Below are 16,591 nucleotides of genomic sequence, written 5' to 3' on the forward strand. Positions count from 1 at the left end.
TATGGGCAGGTTCGCGGATATCGTAAAAGCGGAATTGCTGGAAAGTTCGAAAGTAAAATTTAGAGTACAGGAAGAATGTGCAGATGTTATAGATGCGATCATAGAAAAGCTGATACGGACTTACAAGGACGGTGGGAAGGTGCTCATCTGCGGGAACGGAGGAAGTGCCGCTGATGCTCAGCATATCGCCGGGGAACTCGTAGGCCGATTCAAGTTTGAAAGAGCGGGCCTCCCAGCGATAGCGCTTACCGCCAATGATTGCATCATAACAGCGATAGCCAATGACTACGGCTATGACCGGGTCTTCTCAAGACAGGTTGAGGCATTGGCGCTTCCCGGCGATACCCTTATCGGGTTGAGCACATCCGGAAACTCGTCAAACATCGTGCAGGCCTTCTATGTGGCGAGGAAGAAGGGAGTCTTCACTATATGTTTTACGGGAGGGACGGGGGGAGAGATCGCCAAAATTGCAGATTTGGCCTTAATCATCCCGTCCACAGATACACCTTATATCCAGGAAGCGCATCTTGCGATTGGGCATATCATCTGCTCCGTCGTGGAGAGAGAGCTCCAGGCAGGATGGGGGTCAAATGATGGGTAATAGGGCAGTCTTCCTGGACAGAGATGGGACTATCAACGTTGAAGCAAATTATCTGAGAAACCCTGATGATCTCCAGCTGCTGCCCGGGGTGGCCGATGGCATCAAACTGCTGAAGGATGGCGGCTTCATGGTAATTGTGATTACTAACCAATCTGCGGTCGCCCGTGGGTTCTGTAGCGAGAAAACGCTTGAAGACATAAACTGGAAGCTTCAAAGTAAATTGATGGAATTAGATGCTTGCATTGATCGCATATATTATTGCCCACATCATCCAACAGTGGGACCGCCAGAATATCAAAAAAATTGTAGTTGCCGTAAACCGAAACCTGGGATGCTCATCCGGGCGAGCACCGAGTGCGATATAGACCTGAGCGCATCATATCTGGTAGGAGATAAGCTCATAGATATTGAGGCTGGAAGGAATGCTGGATGTCGATCAATCCTGGTCCTAACAGGCTACGGGAAGGAAGAGATGGCCCGGCTAGACGCCTCGAAGGAGGTAAGGCCGGACTATATCGCTCAATCACTGCTTCAAGCGGCTAAATGGATTCTGAGACAGGAAGAGGAGGCGCGAAATCCGCACTCATTCAAGACTCCAAGCGACACGGGGGTGTTCAAGTTGATAAGACTCAATCTCGGTTGCGGTGGAGACTACCGAGAGGACTATGTGAATATAGATATACGAACGACCGTAAAGACCGATATCTGTTGTTCGGTAGATAAGTTGCCGTTTCCAGATAACTATGCAGACTACATCCTTGCCAAGGATATCTTGGAGCATTTTGGTAGACTTGAAGTTGAAAGCGTGCTGCGCGAATGGGTTAGGGTGCTGAAAGAGCAGTGCGAAATTGAGGTCATCACCCCCAATCTGGAAGCCATCTGCTCCGGATACCTCCGGGGTGATTTTGATACTGATCGTCTGGTGCAGCTCCTCTACGGGCACCAGGACTACCCCGAAAACACGCACAGGGCCGGCTTCGATTTGAGATCCATGGCTGCCCTTATGGAAAGATGCGGTCTGGAGGTTTTGGATGTGCATTCGGATGGGGGGAGCAACCTCATCGCAAAGGGGAGAAAGCCTTCGAAATGAGGAGGCTCTCTCTCTCCTCTTTATAGTGAAGCCATGGTACCATGCTTTTATCGCCATGATACCATGGCTTTTATCGTAGTAATATGGTTTTGGTAATATTGCTGCACTACGAGGTGTAGCTCTGCCGGACAAAGTTCCAGAAATTCTGCGCTATCTTATGCCAGCTAAAATTTTCAACTACATATGCGATTTCATCCTGCATTACCGGCCTATAATCTGAGCGGAAGATAGCGACAAGATCCTCCACCAGGTGATCGAAGGTTTCGGGTACAAAGATGGCAAGGTCCTTAAACCACCTGGTGTAATACGGGTTATCGAAGCAAATCGGCCGCGAGCCACAGAGAAGCCCCTCAAGCACGGGTAGTTCGAAGCCGCAGCTCCTGCGCAACCCGGAGACGTATTTGCATGAGTTGTAGAGTTCCCTCAGTTTGTCGTCTGTAACGTTCTCGTATCTGATGTAGAACGCATCCTCAAATATATCTCCGCATTCCCTGGTGAGTGGGCAGCCTACGTGGACTACCTTGCCGCCCGATTGCTTCGCAGCGGTATAGATCTCCTGGAAGCCTTCTGACGCGGCTACCCATGCTGTGCTGATGATCGTATTCGACCTTTCGACGGAGGGTTCCATGTAGAAAGTTTCGGGATTCACTCCTAGCGGCCCTAGAAGCAAATTACCCGCGAACCCCATCTCCGCGAGAGGATGAAAGGAATATGTGCAGCAGGCATTCTTCACCATCTGGTAGTCGTAGGTTGATCTTATATTACCCAAATTCGAACCCGGTGTGATGCAATATAAAATGACAACGTAGGGTTTACCCGCTTCGATCAGGTAGTCCACTAACCCGTCTCGGCCGATGAACTGCACTATGATAAGGTCCGCCTCTTTTATGTCATACCGCCCAACGAACTGAAAATCCTCCGGGGCGAAGCGCTTGAATTCCTTCTCGACCCGATGGATGCTAAAACCGAAAGTACGCGGGGTTTCGAAATGGACGCGAATCATTACGGCACCCCCCTCTCTTTGATGCACACACATCCAGCGGGATGAGGTCCTATCGCTTGGTGTAACATATCGTATGCAGACCATCGCGATCAAGCCTGTTCCGGTCGCCATATAGCCTTCTTGCTTTCTCTCTAATCTTCCTATCGAAACCATCATCTGCGTCAAAACCGTATTCGTTAAACCTCTCATCCCACCACTCCTTGGGGAACAGGGTGATGTGCGTCTGGTCAATGTCACCGTAGCCTTTCTTCAGCTGTCCAGGATAGCCGCATACCAGCGATATCCATAGCTTGGCTCCTGGCTTGCAGGTCCGCTTCAACTCATGTAATAATGAATCTAGCAACTCAACGGGCAGGTGTTCAAAGACCTGGACCGATATGACAAAGTCGAACTTATTGTCCTCGAACCTGCCCAAGTCGTGAATTGAGCCCAGGTATATCTCATTCAACCCGAACGTCTTTCTGCCGTAGTTTATGGCATATTCAGATAAATCTACTCCGTAAAAATCAATGCCACCCTTCCTCATTCGATCGGGAATGGCACCGAAACTGCACCCGAGATCGATCCCGCAGGTAAACCCCTCGCCCTCGAAGTAGTGGAATAACTCCTCTGCTAAGTCCTCTCCAAGGGGCAGGCCCTTATAGCCGGACTTACTGGCGCCCTTCCAATAGAATTCATCAAGATACTGCCTATGTTTCTCCACCACTTTTTCCCCATAAAGCTTCATTACCCTGTCCCTGAATGCTCTTATGAACCCCTTTTCTGCACCCTTTTTATCTAACTTGCTAGGCTGGAAGTCGTCTTCCGAGATGGCATCACGCTCTTCCAAATCCAAGTAGAATATGGAATCCACACCGAATTCCTTTAGGGCTAGGCTCCTCGAGTCAGTAGCGATGTTGAACACCCGGGCTCCGAATGACAGCGCCGGGATGCTTCCGTGAACCCTAAGGGAAATCAGTTTATCGACCCGGGAGTAGAACTCAAGGAGGGACCTGGGATCATATATACATAGCAGATATTCGCTAGGGCCCAAATGGGCTAGAAACCACTCATATTCCTGAATTTGATGGGCGATGAAGAACGTCGGCTTATCCTCGTATAGTTCTTTCTGCCATCTCACCAGCTTTTCCAGAAGCCATTCGTTGCCGGGGAGGAATCTAAGCGCGATTGCGTTCACCACCTTTGTCTTAGGCTCGACATGATGCCAATCCCCTGCCCAATATGACGAACATGGGAATATGTCGATCTTATCCATCCTTTGCCCTATCAGTTCCTTGGTGAGGCGGTCCCGGGCAATGACATAGTCTAGCATAGACTCGTACTGGATTACTTGAGAGACTGCCGGGTTATCCTTACAGCCATCCAGGATCTGTTCGACATTCCATTCGCGAAACCCACTCCCGGCCCAGAAATCTACCGTGACAATGCCCTTGTTCTTGGCGGCAATGACGTCTTCCCAGAAGAAATAGTCACAATAGGTCACAACTTCAAGCTCTCCCAACCTCGGCCTGCCCCCGATGACCAGATAGTCAGCCTCTTTCAGAGCTATGTTCCACACAGACTCATCGCGTGTAAATGCATTCACATCGTAGAATAGGGGGACGTTATACTCCGCTAGAGTTATCAAGTGCTTTATGCCATCCTTGGCGAAGATGTCCCCGGGATTGGGGTTCTGAGTGTTGGCATCTCCTATGATGAAGTATTTTCGAAGCTTCATACTCTGCCTCCTCTTCCTTTGCATCCTCTTCTGTCACGGCTAACATATTTTATGTAGATATATGGATTACTGTCATACCCTGGGCCAGAGTTTGTCAAACCCCTACCTTGCCACCAACAGACGCTGAAAGGCCCCGCCAACAGAGGTTGAAAGGCCGATTCTGCCCCTTCTCGCATAAGATATAGCGGCGATCCATGAGGATTTGCCAGCCCGGGGAGGTCAAAATCTGTCAAAACCTCATCCGTAATTGGAGATAGCATCAGAATACAGAAAGGGCAGGGAGATGAGATGAACGTGGAGGAAAGGCCGAAGATCGCAATAGATGCAAGAGAGATGCTGGATTGGGCGACCGGAATCGGGAAGTATGTCCATAATTTACTTGATAGGCTTCCTGAACTCGATCCCACAATTGATTACTACTTTTTGAGAAACGGGAGACCTATCGACAATTTCAAGACCCGCACGCCTAATGCCCAGTTTGTTGTCTCCCCTGAGTACGCGGACGATCAGTGGGAACAGGGGTTTGTACCATCATTCTTGCAGTCCCACGAGATCGACTTGTTTCACAGCCCGAGAAGCGGGTTTGTAGCGTTTTGGCCGCCTGGCCGCCCTTATGTAGTTACTCTTCATGACCTCATTCCCCTGTTGTTCCCAGAGAAGTACTCGAGCGAATGGATCCAGCGTATCCGGGATAGGGTGCCAGACTATTTGGCCAGGGCCGAGAAGATTATCACGGTATCATATTCGGTCAAGAAGGATGTTCAGAGCCTGATCCCGGTAGAAGAGGACAAGTTTCAGGTGATCCATCAGGGAATCGAGGCGCATTACGGGCCGGTAGCGGAGGAGGTAGCGCGTCCCAGGCTAAGAGAGCGGTTCAAACTTGAGGGAAACTACATCTTCTATATCGGGGGGTTTAGCTTCAGAAAGAACGTTACGGGCCTGGTTAAAGCCTATTCTATTTTACCAGAGCACCTGAGGCAAGGCTACCGGCTGGTGATAGGGGGATACAGGACCGATGACTTCGACGAAGTAGTCAGGTGCGTTGAGGAGCTGGGGCTGCAAGAACGTGTCCTATTCACGGGGCGCTGTTCAGAAGTGGATATTCCATGCCTTTACAGCGGGGCCGCGTTATTTGTTTACCCTTCCCTGTATGAAGGGTTTGGTTTGCCGCCCCTCGAGGCAATGGCGTGTCGAACGCCGGTGATAACGTCCGACAGAGGGTCGCTACCCGAAATAGCTGGTAAAGGGGCCCTTATGGTGAATCCGTGCGACCATCGGCAACTCTCGGAAGCCATGGCCAGGGTCCTAACTGATGAAGGCTTAAGGCGAGCCCTCATTGAAAAAGGCCTCGCTGTGGTCTCCCAGTTTTCTTGGGATAGGAATGCACGTGAGACGCTCGAGGTCTACCGGGCCGTGCTGGGAAAACTGCGGACCTAAAAGGGTTATCATCGTTACTCGGGTGAAGCCTGCAGCGTTCGTAAATCAGGCACAAGGGCCATTTGCATTTACCGCATTGTAGACCTCCAGGGTCTCCCTGGCACATTTCTCCCAGGAGAATCGTGAGGCCCTCCTGACCCCCCTTTCTATCAGCTCTTTTTGCAGGTAGTCCTTGGTTAATAGTTCGATAATGGCATCGCGTAGGTCATCCACCTGCTCCGGGTCCACGAGCAGTGCGGCATCACCCACTATCTCAGGTAGGGACGAACGATTGGAGGCTATAACGGGCGTGCCGCACGCCATGGCTTCAAGGGGTGGGAGCCCGAGCCCCTCACATATGGAGGGATAAACAAGGAGGGTTGCTCCGTTATAAAGGTAAGGTAGTTCCTGATTCGGTACATAGCCCGTAATAAGCACCCTCTCTTGAACTTTCAGCTCACAAGCGAGCTTGAAGACCTCATCTGTATAGCCCGTCCTTTTGCCGACCAGGACGAGTGCGTAGGCCTCTTTTATATTCTCCGGCAACGCCGCGTATGCCCGCACCAAACCTGGGAGGTTGTTGTGGAAACTAAAGGCGCCGACAAATAAGATACAATCTTGCGATAGGGAAAACCGGTCGCGGAGCCATTTTTTGACCGCGCCTTCGGGTAAAACCTTGAAATGATTCTCTACACCGCCGTAAATCACCCGAAATTTCGCCTCAGGGAGGCCAAACATCATCATTGCGTCCTCTTTAATGTGTTTTGAAGTTGTAATGATAGCCCTGGCCCCCTTGAGGTATACGGGAAGGTTGGCCTCCATATGGTCTATAAACTCCGGGGGGTAGAATTTACGCGATTTTAATGGAATTAGATCGTGGAGGGTAATTATATAGGGACAAAAAGGGGCTTCTCTGAAGGTTGCAAGCCCGTTGCGGGTGTTGTGAAAAAGGGTGACCTTGTGCTTTAGCAGGAATTGGGTCAATAGATGGGACTCCCAGAGGTCATCTCTGTACTTACCGGAATAGGCGAACAAGACATTTGAATGATCAGGGAATCCATATGGGGGTAAATCAGCTCTGAGGAGATAGTAGAGTGTTTCCGTATTAAGTGCCGCCATATATCTGATGAGATTATGCGTATACCGTCCGATCTCGCTCACACGGTCAAGGAGCTCCCGCGCGTCGATGGCAATACTTCTTCTGTATGAATCATGCCTGCGGACCTTCTTTGATGGCTCGTTTAACACCCTTATTTCAACTATGGGGGTTTTGACGAAAGCAACATTGTCGATCCACAACGTCCCTGTATCATGCATGCCCACCTGAAGGGTGACCCCTGAGACTCCGTCAGGTATATCAACGAGGCCGGCATATTGCTTCATTTCTTTACCTGCGCTAATGAATTTTAAATGATGCCAGCCAATCCAGTTGCCAGCAGGATCCCAGAAATGGGCCATTATTCTAAGGTGCTTACCGGGCTGATCCGATTTGATTTCAGCGCTTGCTTCCCACCTCTCGCCTGGCTCTACGCGGACGGTATAGTCTTTGGTTTGTATTATGCCGACTGCAGTCCCCATAAATGTTGGATTGATGAGTTTAATCGACCTGGTCCCGTCAGATGGATGCTCTGTTGAATAAATCAGAGTCGTTCTCTCATCTCCATAGCCAGCATCCTGCCATCCTTCAGGCCATAGATTTCTTTGGCCCACCCGCTCGAAGCTGTGGTTGAAGACCCGGTTCTCAGTCAACGCTGCTGCCCCCTTCCATATTTGGTATGATGCTGGAAACCTGGCTTTAGTATCTCTTTATCATCTTATTTTCGATTTCTCAAGATGATATTGTCCAGACAGTCTCTTCTTTTCAGTTTCTTTTGGGGATCCTTTTTGCAGACCCTTTGACCCTTTTTGCGACCCTTTTGCGACCTTGACAAACACCTGTTCGCGTGCTATTATGAAATCCCACGGCTTACGCTGGTGGGATTAGCTTTTGTCGTATCCCAATTGGCAACCAGGCCAGGTGGCCGCGGGCGCCACACAGAGCGCCTGAGGAAAGTCCGAGCTCCGCAGGGCAGGGTGCTGGGTAACACCCAGTGGGGGCGACCCCAAGGAAAGTGCAACAGAAATCAAACCGCCTTGCTGGATTGCGGGTGTGCAACCTGGAGTCCGGCAAGGTAAGGGTGAAACGGCGCGGCAAGAGCGCACCGGCGGCCAGGCGACTGGCCGGCCAGGCAAACCCCACCTGGAGCAAGACCGAATAGGAGGGAGATAGAGTGGCCCGCTCTTCCCTCGGGTAAGGTCGCTGGAGGCGCAGGGCAACCTGCGTCCAAGATAGATGGCCACCCTCGACAGAACTCGGCTTACAGGCCTGGTTGCCAGTGTTTCCCTTCAGGAATCTTGATCATCATTTCCCCATATTCTCCCCATTGTGATACCCTCATTGCCTCTTACGCGGCGCCTTCACGGCATTTGCACAGGGCCGGTAGCAATTTTCACTTTCTCCGCATAGTTTGTAGCGTGATCCATGATATCAATGATCCATGGTACAAATCTGGATTTGGCTATAGACCGTGATGGACCACGAACAAAGGGGTGATCAACCATGATATACAATAATCTTCAGCTTGAAAGCCGTTTGACTGAGATTCTGCCACTTAACCCGTGCACGGGTGATAAGCTTCATATATCGCGCGTCATAACGGATATCTCACAAGTGCGTCAAGACGAGATCATTGTGCACCCATCCGTGGAGGTTGAACCGACCTTCGCCGATGTTGATGGCAAGTTGCCCTCCAAAGATGAGATGTCGATGTATAGATGGTACGAGGCCCATAACTGGAAGCTCTTCTTTGAAGCGACCCATGGTAGTGAATTCAGTCGCGGTTTGGTGATTATGCTGGCCTACTATCGCGATGTGGAGTATATATACAGGGCGATGGTGCCCTGGGTTGGAAACGGCGCTTTTTGGAATATATCGCCACAGTATCTTCTTATGGACCTGGAGGCAGGTCCCGTAGTATTTGAGATGGCCAAGGGATTCATAATTTACGCCAGGTATCGCCTGGGGTATAAGATGTACATCGAGGAAGCCTTTTATTTCGATGAAGGCGGGAACTTCATCCCTTATATCTACTATACAGGCTCAAGGCGCCTCGACTACATTCCGATATATGTGGATTTTGATATTAATGGCCCGAGCGACGACTCCGCCGTCGTATACGATCCCCGGGCCCTAAGAGCCTGGAATCAGGCCGTCTGCGAATTTGGGTACGCTGAGACGGCCACAGGTATCCCGGCGTCCGATGACCTTGATCATCGACTCATGAATGTGCTTTTGTTTAACCAGGAATCGGGATTGGCTTGGGTTCAGACTTATTTGAACGTCCGGGATAATCCCAGTCAATATGTGGCCCTTTGGAGGACCTATGATGTCATGAGACACCCGCGAATGAACATAGCTGGCGGCAATATAGTTCGCAAGGATATCGTATACGTCTATGTAATTCGAAGGGCTCAAACAGGCCTTTACGGTCCCCGGTTTATCATGAGAAGGGAACTTGAAAAGACATGGGAACAGACCCTAGTATGAAGTAGATTTCCATAGTAAGCTGGACCCGTGAATCGGATATAGACCGGAGCAAGATGCCGGAGTCAGGGGCGGTTAGGCACGGTCAGCCTTATCGTCCCTGTTTTTTCACAACATTCATGCTTCTTCCCCCTTCAGTTCGAGATCTTTGGAGACTGGATGACAGCGTAACATTTCATTAATCCATTGAATAGTATGGATACAGGTTGAAGCAGAAAACCACGCTAAACTGGGACCGAAGGATGGGTGATGGTTGTGATTGACGAAGCAACATTGTTTCTTGAGGCCAGGTCGCCGCAGGGCTTCGTTGAGACACCGTATTTAAGAGAGCTTGTTGAGAGGGCTCTATTGTACATTAAAGCTGGTTTCCCTGTCCACTTTCGGGGCGGGGCGGGCACAGGCAAGACAACTCTTGCTCTTCATATTGCCGCGAAGCTTGGCCGGCCTATTGTCCTCATTTACGGGAACGACGAATACAATGTATCTGATCTCATAGGTGGCTATTTTGGATATAAAAAAAAGACCATCATTGATAATTACGTACATACAGTGCATAAAACAGAGGAGGATGCCGTAAGGAGATGGGTTGACCAGAGGTTGACAACAGCCTGTAGATACGGGTACACGCTTGTCTATGATGAATTCACGCGATCTAGGCCGGAAACGAACAACGTCTTACTATCTATCCTCGAAGAAAGGATACTCGATTTGCCCATCCCAAGGGGAGGGGATAGGTACCTGCAGGTTGACCCGAACTTCGCTGCAATATTCACCAGCAACCCCCAGGAGTATGTTGGAGTTCATAAAAGCCAGGACGCGCTGGAGGATAGAATGATCACAATCGATCTTGATTATTTTGACCTGGAGACGGAGATAGCGATAACAAGATCCAAGTCTGGAATCTCCCGGGAGGGCGCGGAGAAGATTGTAACGCTTGTCAGGGCTTTACGAGATGTTGCCGAGAGCGAGGCGAAACCCACGATCCGGGCCCCTATAATGATTGCAAAAGCCACAAAATCCAGGAAAGCGCGGGTTTCTGTGGAAGATGGACAGTTTGTCAGGATCTGCATGGATATCCTATCATCGGCCATGTTGAGGGGTGCGGCCTCACCTGCTGTCGAAAGGGTCAGGTCCATGATAGGCGACTCCATCTCGAAGTACTGCTGATGGGGCGATCCTGGGTTGACCCAATCCTCAAGATCTGAGCACGGGGGCGACGTCAATGGTTAAAAAGGATAGCAATAATGGTAACGAGGGCGGGCCTATTGATGATATCGGCTCTCTATTAGGTAATTTAGGGCTGAGCGGGATATTCAGGGGCTTGGGCAATTTCGTTGACCTGATTTCCAGGATGGTCGAAGATGGGACCCAAGAGATATCGCAATCAGGAGAGATCAAAGGGTCGGGCAGGTTGAAGAACTTGAGGGGTGTCTATGGTTTCTCCGTAAAGCTCGGGCAGGGCGGCTTGCCGAAGATCAACGACTTTGGAAACATCCGTAGGAAGAAGGGCGGGCCTATCATAGACAGTGTGCGAGAGCCCCTCGTAGATGTTTTTAATGAAGCTGGTTATGTGCTCGTCGTCGCTGAGATGCCTGGAGTGCACGAAAACGAGATCACTGTAAAACTCGAAGGAGACATTCTGATCATATCCGCTGAGAATGCGTCGCATAAATATTATCGCGAAATCCTTCTTCCGGCCTCTGTAGCCTGGGATAAGAGGCAGATCTTGTACAAAGATGGCATATTGGAGGTCAGGTTGGACAAGATGCGCGCTTGATCCTCCATTGGATCCGAAAGTCTAACGGGAGCAAAGGAATGATGCAGGTGCTTTTGGATGGGCTTGATGATGTATTATTCTTCCCGATAAATGGTTTCATAACCATTCTCGAGGAGTTATATAAATATGCCGAGAACGAGCTGTATGATGAATCGAGGATCCGTCAAGAGCTTGTAAACCTGCACTTCAGGCATGAGGCTGGAGAGGTTGAAGAAGATTACTACAAGGAACGCCAATCGGTGCTGCTCAAGCGGCTGAATGCGGCCAGAGAATATCACTCCAAGATCAGGGGAAAGTAGGTGTCTTTGCTGTGCCACAGCTGAGCAGAGAGCGCGGTTCTTCTCTTGCGGACGTGGTGGATATCATCCTCGATAAAGGGCTTGTCATCAATGCAGATATTGTCGTATCGGTTTCTGGGGTTGAATTACTAGGGATAAAGATAAGGGCAGCCCTGGCATCTTTTGAGACGGCGGCGAAATATGGCCTGGAATTTCCCTCCGGCACGAATCTGGAGACCGCAGCCTGGAAGGAAGTTGGAGTGGACTGGGAGACCTGCCCACAGTGCGGGAAAAGGGTGGCTACAAAAGAGCTTCTTGAAGCCGAGTGCCCGTGGTGCGGCTGGGTGAGCGCCAGGGCGAAGAAGGCCCGGTTGGAAAGGCCTATTGCGGCCTATAGTCCATAGCCCTTTGCGATTCATAGATTATAGGTTATGTAAACTATTAATATTACCAATACTAACGAATCGATGGAAATCGATGAAGGATCGCGACTCAGGGCTGACGGGAGCGTTCCTGGATTATGGAACCAACGAGGGATAGGAAAACTACCATCAATGATCTGCTGGATCGTATCCTGGAGAAAGGGGTTGTTTTAAACCTGGACCTGATCATCGGTCTTGCCGATATCCCGCTTGTCGCGATCAATTTGCGCGCAGCGATAGCAAGCGTTGAAACCATGGCCCGCTATGGCATCATGAATGTTCTGGATGGGGATTTGATCAGGCGGTGAAGTAAGTTGATTGATATCAACAAAGACGATCTCAAACAGGGCCTCCTGGGCCTGGTTATGGCGTTAGTTGAGATCATAAAGGAGGTCGTGGAAACCCAGGCCATTAAGAGAATGGAGTCCGGAGCGCTGACGGAGAGAGAGATCGAGAGGCTGGGTGAGGCTTTGTTGGATCTCGACGAGGCCATTAATAAAATCAAGAGTGATAACAACATCCACGATACGGTACAGAGCGTGAGGGATGGGTTAGATAACCTGGTGGATGATGTTTTGGATAAGATGATAAACCCTGAACGATGGGCTGAGGATGTCGAATAATGCTCGGATGCGAGAGGTTAAAGCGATTTTTTGAGGCCCTTGATTGCAAGGATAGAGCAATCCTTTTGAGCATGTATTTCTCCAGGCACTGCACTATTGAGGAGCTAAATGAAATATCGCGGCCCTGGTCCCATATGGAGATACTAACCAGAATTAGACAAAATATCAATGGTGCTGCCCAGGATTCCCTGGGATATCCCGCCTTGGTCTTCGAGCAATCAAAACTGGACCCTTATCAGGGCCGGCAGGTCACGTTTTCATGGTGGCTTTCGGAAGAATTCACGCGAGCGTGCGAAGATCATTTTAATTGCGAATATGAGCCGGAGATTTATGTCGAGGGAGGCTTTTTAAAGATCGTTGTTATCTTATCCCGATGGGCAGGCGGGATGGTCAAGGTCGAGGTGATGGATCGACAGTTGCTCATCCTGAATGGCCCGGACGGCTTTGAGGCTCGACAAAGCGTTCGACTCCCGTGGCCCCTTGATATTACTAGGGCCAAGATCGTGGCGAGGAACGGCACGCTGGTGTTGACCTTGGGAGCGACAAGAGGAGGGGGAGCGAGTGGGCGATCTTGTTCAGTCCCCTGGTGATCAGAATATCAACCGGGAATCCGACCCCGGAGCGCGTTATGTGTACTGCATTATCCCGAGGACGGAGACCTGCCGGACATTTATCCCGGGAATCGCCGGAGCTCGCGTTTTCACCATATTCTACCTTGAGTTGGGCGCGGTCGTCCATGCCTGCGAGCCAGTGCCATACCAGGGTGAGGACGAGATTGTAAAGGAATGGGTTGGAGTTCATGCCGACATCGTAGATCATGCCTGGCAAATGTGCGGAACTGTCATTCCGATGACTTTTGATGTCATTATAAAAGGGGATGAAGTGCATACAGCCGAGGAGAATGTAGTATCATGGCTTGCGAGCAATTACGAGGATTTCAAGGCCATGCTTGACAGATTCAAATGCCGCTCTGAAACGGGAATCCAGGTCATCTGGGATCCAGCGGCTGTATCGGAGGCGTTAATTGAAACTGATGAGGACTTGAAAAAGATAAAGACCGAGATGGCAAGTAAATCCAAGGGGTTAATGTATTTCTATCAACAACGTCTTGAAAAGGCCTTGAAAAGAACGCTCGATGCGAAGGCTGACGAGATATTTGGCATATGTCATCGCCGTATTGCCCGATATGCCACCGAGATCTGCACCAACAAGGTGAAGAAAGTTCAAGGGAAGGAAATGCTTATGAACCTATCGGTGCTGGTGGAGAATTCAGCCATAAGCGAGCTGGGGGAAGAGCTAGACCGTATCGCGGAAGAATGTGGGGTTGAGATTCGTTTCACGGGCCCGTGGCCGCCATACAGTTTTGTGACGCACGAAAATACTCCATGTAACATTTTAAGGTAAGCTTAAATATAATGGTTAGCAGAAGAGAGCAGAAGGACCTTCCTACGATAAAGCCAACAGATGGTAGGTAAAAATCGGAACTGTCGACCGAGTCGAGGAAAAGGAGGGAATGTCAGATGGCAGTTCGCAAAAGTATTGATGCTTCTAGCCTGGCAGAGGTGCTGGATAGGATTCTTGACAAGGGTATTGTAATCGATGCATGGGCAAGGGTTGCTCTTGTTGGTATCGAGATCCTGGCGATTGAAGCAAGAGTCGTTATAGCGAGCGTTGAGACTTATCTGCGTTATGCTGAGGCTATAGGGCTTACGCAACTTGCCTCCGTGCCCGCAGCTTAGTGCAGCTTAGTAAGTATTGCAGTCAGTAGGCATTGTAGTTATTTTGTTCGCTGTGTCGAGGGGTACCCATAAATATTGGGAATATTCCTCGACACAGCTTACAAAGAACTTTGTACCAGGGAGGGAGAGAAGCCCTTGGCAACTCATAATGTTTATAATGTATTGACGCTACGGGTTGCTGAAGGCTTTCCCAAGGACGTTGGAAGAGGCATTGCAAGGATCGATCCTATTGATATGGCAAAGATTCAGGCTGAGATCGGCGATATCGTGGAGATATCTGGGAAGAGGAAGAGCGCCGCTAGACTCATGCCGACTTACCCCGACCACCGAGGGAAAGGCATCGTTCAGATCGATGGCATTACCCGAAAGAATATCCTGTCAGGAATCGATGACAAAGTTCGGATCTCAAAAGCCTCTCACGCGAATGCAGAAAAGATAATCCTATCTTACGTTCGCTCGCCCAAGTGGTCTCACGACCGGGGCGATCTTGCTCTTGTCGAACGTTTTCTTGAAGGTATTCCGGTGGTGGCCCATGATCGGATCAGAGCTGATCTCTTCGGCACCCTATCCTGCGAATTTGAAGTCGTTGATACGGTACCGAAGGGAATAGTTGTGATAACAGCAGCCACCCGGATAGTTGTTTGCGCGGAAGAGATCGAGGAGCGAAAAGAGCCCAAGGTGACCTATGAGGACATCGGAGGTCTTGGGAAGGAAATTCACAGAGTCCGCGAGATGATCGAGCTCCCCATCAGATATCCGGAGCTTTTTGAGCGGCTGGGTATCGAGCCTCCCAAGGGTATATTGCTGACCGGCGCCCCAGGAACGGGCAAAACGCTTATCGCGAGAGCTGTTGCGAGCGAGACGGATGCCTATTTTATACATGTCAACGGGCCAGAGATTATCCATAAGTTTTACGGAGAGAGCGAGGCCAGGCTGAGGGACATATTTGAAGAAGCACGGAAACACGCCCCGAGCATAATTTTCCTTGATGAAATTGACGCGATCGCACCTAAACGTACTGAGGTGGTCGGCGAGGTCGAAAAGAGAGTTGTCGCCCAGCTGCTTGCGCTGCTTGATGGCCTTGAACGGCGCGGCCAGGTTATCGTAATCGGGGCCACGAATATACCGAACGCGCTCGATCCAGCCCTGAGGAGACCCGGACGGTTTGACAGGGAAATCGCCATAAACGTTCCAGATAAAAACGGTCGGCTGGAGATTCTCCAGGTTCATACGAGAGGGATGCCCCTTACTGATGACGTGGACCTTGAGAGGTTGGCCCAGATTACTCACGGATTTGTCGGGGCAGATATAGAGGCGCTTTGCAAAGAGGCTGGCATGATCTCGTTGCGCCGGGTTCTTCCGCATATCGAATTCGAAACAAATGAGATTTCTGATCATGTCCTGGATCAACTTCACGTCTCAATGTCGGATTTTCTGAATGCTTTGAAGGAGGTCGAGCCCTCAAGCACAAGGGAGGTCCTTGTCGACATCCCTGATGTTAAATGGGATGACATCGGAGGGCTGAGAGACATTAAGGAGGAGCTCATCCAGGTTGTGAGCTGGCCACTTAAGTATCCGGATGTATTCAAATCTGCCGGAATAGAGCCACCGAGAGGCATTCTCCTTTACGGCCCGCCAGGAACCGGCAAAACGCTTTTAGCCAAGGCCATCGCGAGTGAAAGCGAGGCGAATTTCATAAGCATAAAAGGCCCCGAGCTCCTGTCAAAATGGGTCGGCGAATCGGAAAAGGGAGTCAGAGAGATTTTTGGCAAGGCGCGCCAGGCGGCCCCATGTATCATCTTTTTTGACGAGATAGACGCGATTGCACCATGTCGGAGCCACGCTTCTGATTCGGCTGTCGCCGATAGAGTGGTAAGCCAGATTTTGACCGAAATTGACGGGATCGAAGACTTGAGTGATGTAATTGTAATAGGAGCCACTAATCGAATAGATATGATAGACCCCGCCCTGCTCAGGCCGGGGAGGCTTGAATTGCATCTTGAGCTGCCCGGGCCCGACCTCAAGGAGAGGCAGGAGATAATCGCGATTCACCTTCGCGGAAAGCCCCTTGCAGAAGATGTATCACTGGAGCATCTCGCCTCTATCACAGAGGGATTTGTGGGTGCAGAGATCAAGGCGTTTTGCAGAAGGGCGGGCGTTCTCGCGATAAGGGATTTCCTCAGACGACATGGGAGTAGCCGCGACGTTCCAGGTTCAACCCTGAAAATCCAGGCGAAACATTTCACGGAAGCGATTGAGTGGGTGAGGTCGAACTCCAGCAAGTGATGATCGATTAATGGTCATGGTTAATGATGATTAAGGCGAGGCGAGGGCTCAAATGA

Annotated in this window: 17 protein-coding genes and 1 other RNA gene; 15 read left to right on the forward strand and 3 right to left on the reverse strand. The window is 50.3% G+C overall.

The annotated features are described in order from the left end of the window. Position 1 precedes the first annotated feature (1 nt). On the forward strand, positions 2-601 hold the full coding sequence (gene gmhA, locus HPY71_00955; GenBank protein ID NPV52074.1) for a D-sedoheptulose 7-phosphate isomerase: 600 nt from the start codon (positions 2-4) through the stop codon (positions 599-601). After that, positions 591-1,691, forward strand: coding sequence for a D-glycero-beta-D-manno-heptose 1,7-bisphosphate 7-phosphatase (gene gmhB / locus HPY71_00960; protein ID NPV52075.1), 1,101 nt, complete (start codon positions 591-593; stop codon positions 1,689-1,691). The genes gmhA and gmhB overlap by 11 nt, the downstream gene beginning before the upstream one ends. A 106-nt stretch (positions 1,692-1,797) precedes the next feature. Here the strand turns inward: gmhB and HPY71_00965 are convergent, their stop codons facing one another. Both HPY71_00965 and HPY71_00970 read right to left on the reverse strand, forming a co-directional pair. Beyond that, complete coding sequence (locus HPY71_00965) at positions 1,798-2,694, reverse strand: glycosyltransferase (protein ID NPV52076.1); 897 nt, start codon at positions 2,692-2,694, stop codon at positions 1,798-1,800. A 49-nt stretch (positions 2,695-2,743) separates the two neighbouring features. Further along, positions 2,744-4,411 (reverse strand): methyltransferase domain-containing protein, encoded by a 1,668-nt coding sequence (locus HPY71_00970; GenBank protein NPV52077.1) that lies wholly within the window; start codon positions 4,409-4,411, stop codon positions 2,744-2,746. A 288-nt stretch (positions 4,412-4,699) separates the two neighbouring features. On the opposite strand from HPY71_00970, the gene HPY71_00975 reads away from it, so the two are divergent. After that, the gene (locus HPY71_00975) at positions 4,700-5,848 is read left to right on the forward strand and encodes a glycosyltransferase family 4 protein (GenBank protein NPV52078.1); all 1,149 of its coding nucleotides are present in this window, start codon (positions 4,700-4,702) and stop codon (positions 5,846-5,848) included. A 45-nt stretch (positions 5,849-5,893) separates the two neighbouring features. On the opposite strand, the gene HPY71_00980 is transcribed toward HPY71_00975, so the two are convergent. Next, on the reverse strand, positions 5,894-7,576 hold the full coding sequence (locus tag HPY71_00980; GenBank protein ID NPV52079.1) for a glycosyltransferase: 1,683 nt from the start codon (positions 7,574-7,576) through the stop codon (positions 5,894-5,896). A 256-nt stretch (positions 7,577-7,832) separates the two neighbouring features. Between HPY71_00980 and rnpB the strand changes: the two genes are divergently transcribed. The 12 genes from rnpB (at position 7,833) to HPY71_01040 (ending at position 16,535) form a co-directional block, all read left to right on the forward strand. Continuing rightward, an RNA gene (gene rnpB / locus HPY71_00985) (RNase P RNA component class A) lies at positions 7,833-8,203 on the forward strand. A gap of 223 nt (positions 8,204-8,426) precedes the next feature. Beyond that, entirely contained in the window at positions 8,427-9,413 is a 987-nt protein-coding gene (locus tag HPY71_00990; GenBank protein NPV52080.1) for a hypothetical protein, read from the forward strand. A gap of 246 nt (positions 9,414-9,659) precedes the next feature. After that, positions 9,660-10,577: a gas vesicle protein GvpN gene (gene gvpN, locus HPY71_00995; protein ID NPV52081.1), complete on the forward strand. Its 918-nt coding sequence runs from the start codon at positions 9,660-9,662 to the stop codon at positions 10,575-10,577. Between the two features lie 55 nt (positions 10,578-10,632). Then, entirely contained in the window at positions 10,633-11,187 is a 555-nt protein-coding gene (locus tag HPY71_01000) for an Hsp20/alpha crystallin family protein (GenBank protein ID NPV52082.1), read from the forward strand. 41 nt (positions 11,188-11,228) lie between these two features. After that, positions 11,229-11,486, forward strand: coding sequence for a gas vesicle protein GvpG (locus HPY71_01005; protein NPV52083.1), 258 nt, complete (start codon positions 11,229-11,231; stop codon positions 11,484-11,486). Continuing rightward, positions 11,459-11,869: a gas vesicle protein gene (locus HPY71_01010; protein NPV52084.1), complete on the forward strand. Its 411-nt coding sequence runs from the start codon at positions 11,459-11,461 to the stop codon at positions 11,867-11,869. Before HPY71_01005 ends, HPY71_01010 begins: the two co-directional genes overlap by 28 nt. A 116-nt stretch (positions 11,870-11,985) precedes the next feature. Then, entirely contained in the window at positions 11,986-12,195 is a 210-nt protein-coding gene (locus HPY71_01015; GenBank protein ID NPV52085.1) for a gas vesicle protein, read from the forward strand. A 6-nt stretch (positions 12,196-12,201) separates the two neighbouring features. Further along, the gene (locus tag HPY71_01020; protein ID NPV52086.1) at positions 12,202-12,510 is read left to right on the forward strand and encodes a gas vesicle protein K; all 309 of its coding nucleotides are present in this window, start codon (positions 12,202-12,204) and stop codon (positions 12,508-12,510) included. Then, the gene (locus HPY71_01025) at positions 12,510-13,100 is read left to right on the forward strand and encodes a hypothetical protein (GenBank protein ID NPV52087.1); all 591 of its coding nucleotides are present in this window, start codon (positions 12,510-12,512) and stop codon (positions 13,098-13,100) included. Before HPY71_01020 ends, HPY71_01025 begins: the two co-directional genes overlap by 1 nt. Further along, positions 13,072-13,914, forward strand: coding sequence for a GvpL/GvpF family gas vesicle protein (locus HPY71_01030; protein NPV52088.1), 843 nt, complete (start codon positions 13,072-13,074; stop codon positions 13,912-13,914). The genes HPY71_01025 and HPY71_01030 overlap by 29 nt, the downstream gene beginning before the upstream one ends. Positions 13,915-14,030: 116 nt before the next feature. Next, the gene (gene gvpA / locus HPY71_01035; protein NPV52089.1) at positions 14,031-14,249 is read left to right on the forward strand and encodes a gas vesicle structural protein GvpA; all 219 of its coding nucleotides are present in this window, start codon (positions 14,031-14,033) and stop codon (positions 14,247-14,249) included. 162 nt (positions 14,250-14,411) lie between these two features. Next, on the forward strand, positions 14,412-16,535 hold the full coding sequence (locus HPY71_01040; protein ID NPV52090.1) for a CDC48 family AAA ATPase: 2,124 nt from the start codon (positions 14,412-14,414) through the stop codon (positions 16,533-16,535). Positions 16,536-16,591: the final 56 nt, after the last annotated feature.

It is taken from the genome of Bacillota bacterium, assembly GCA_013178125.1.
Taxonomy (GTDB): Bacteria; Bacillota; SHA-98; order Ch115; family JABLXJ01; genus JABLXL01.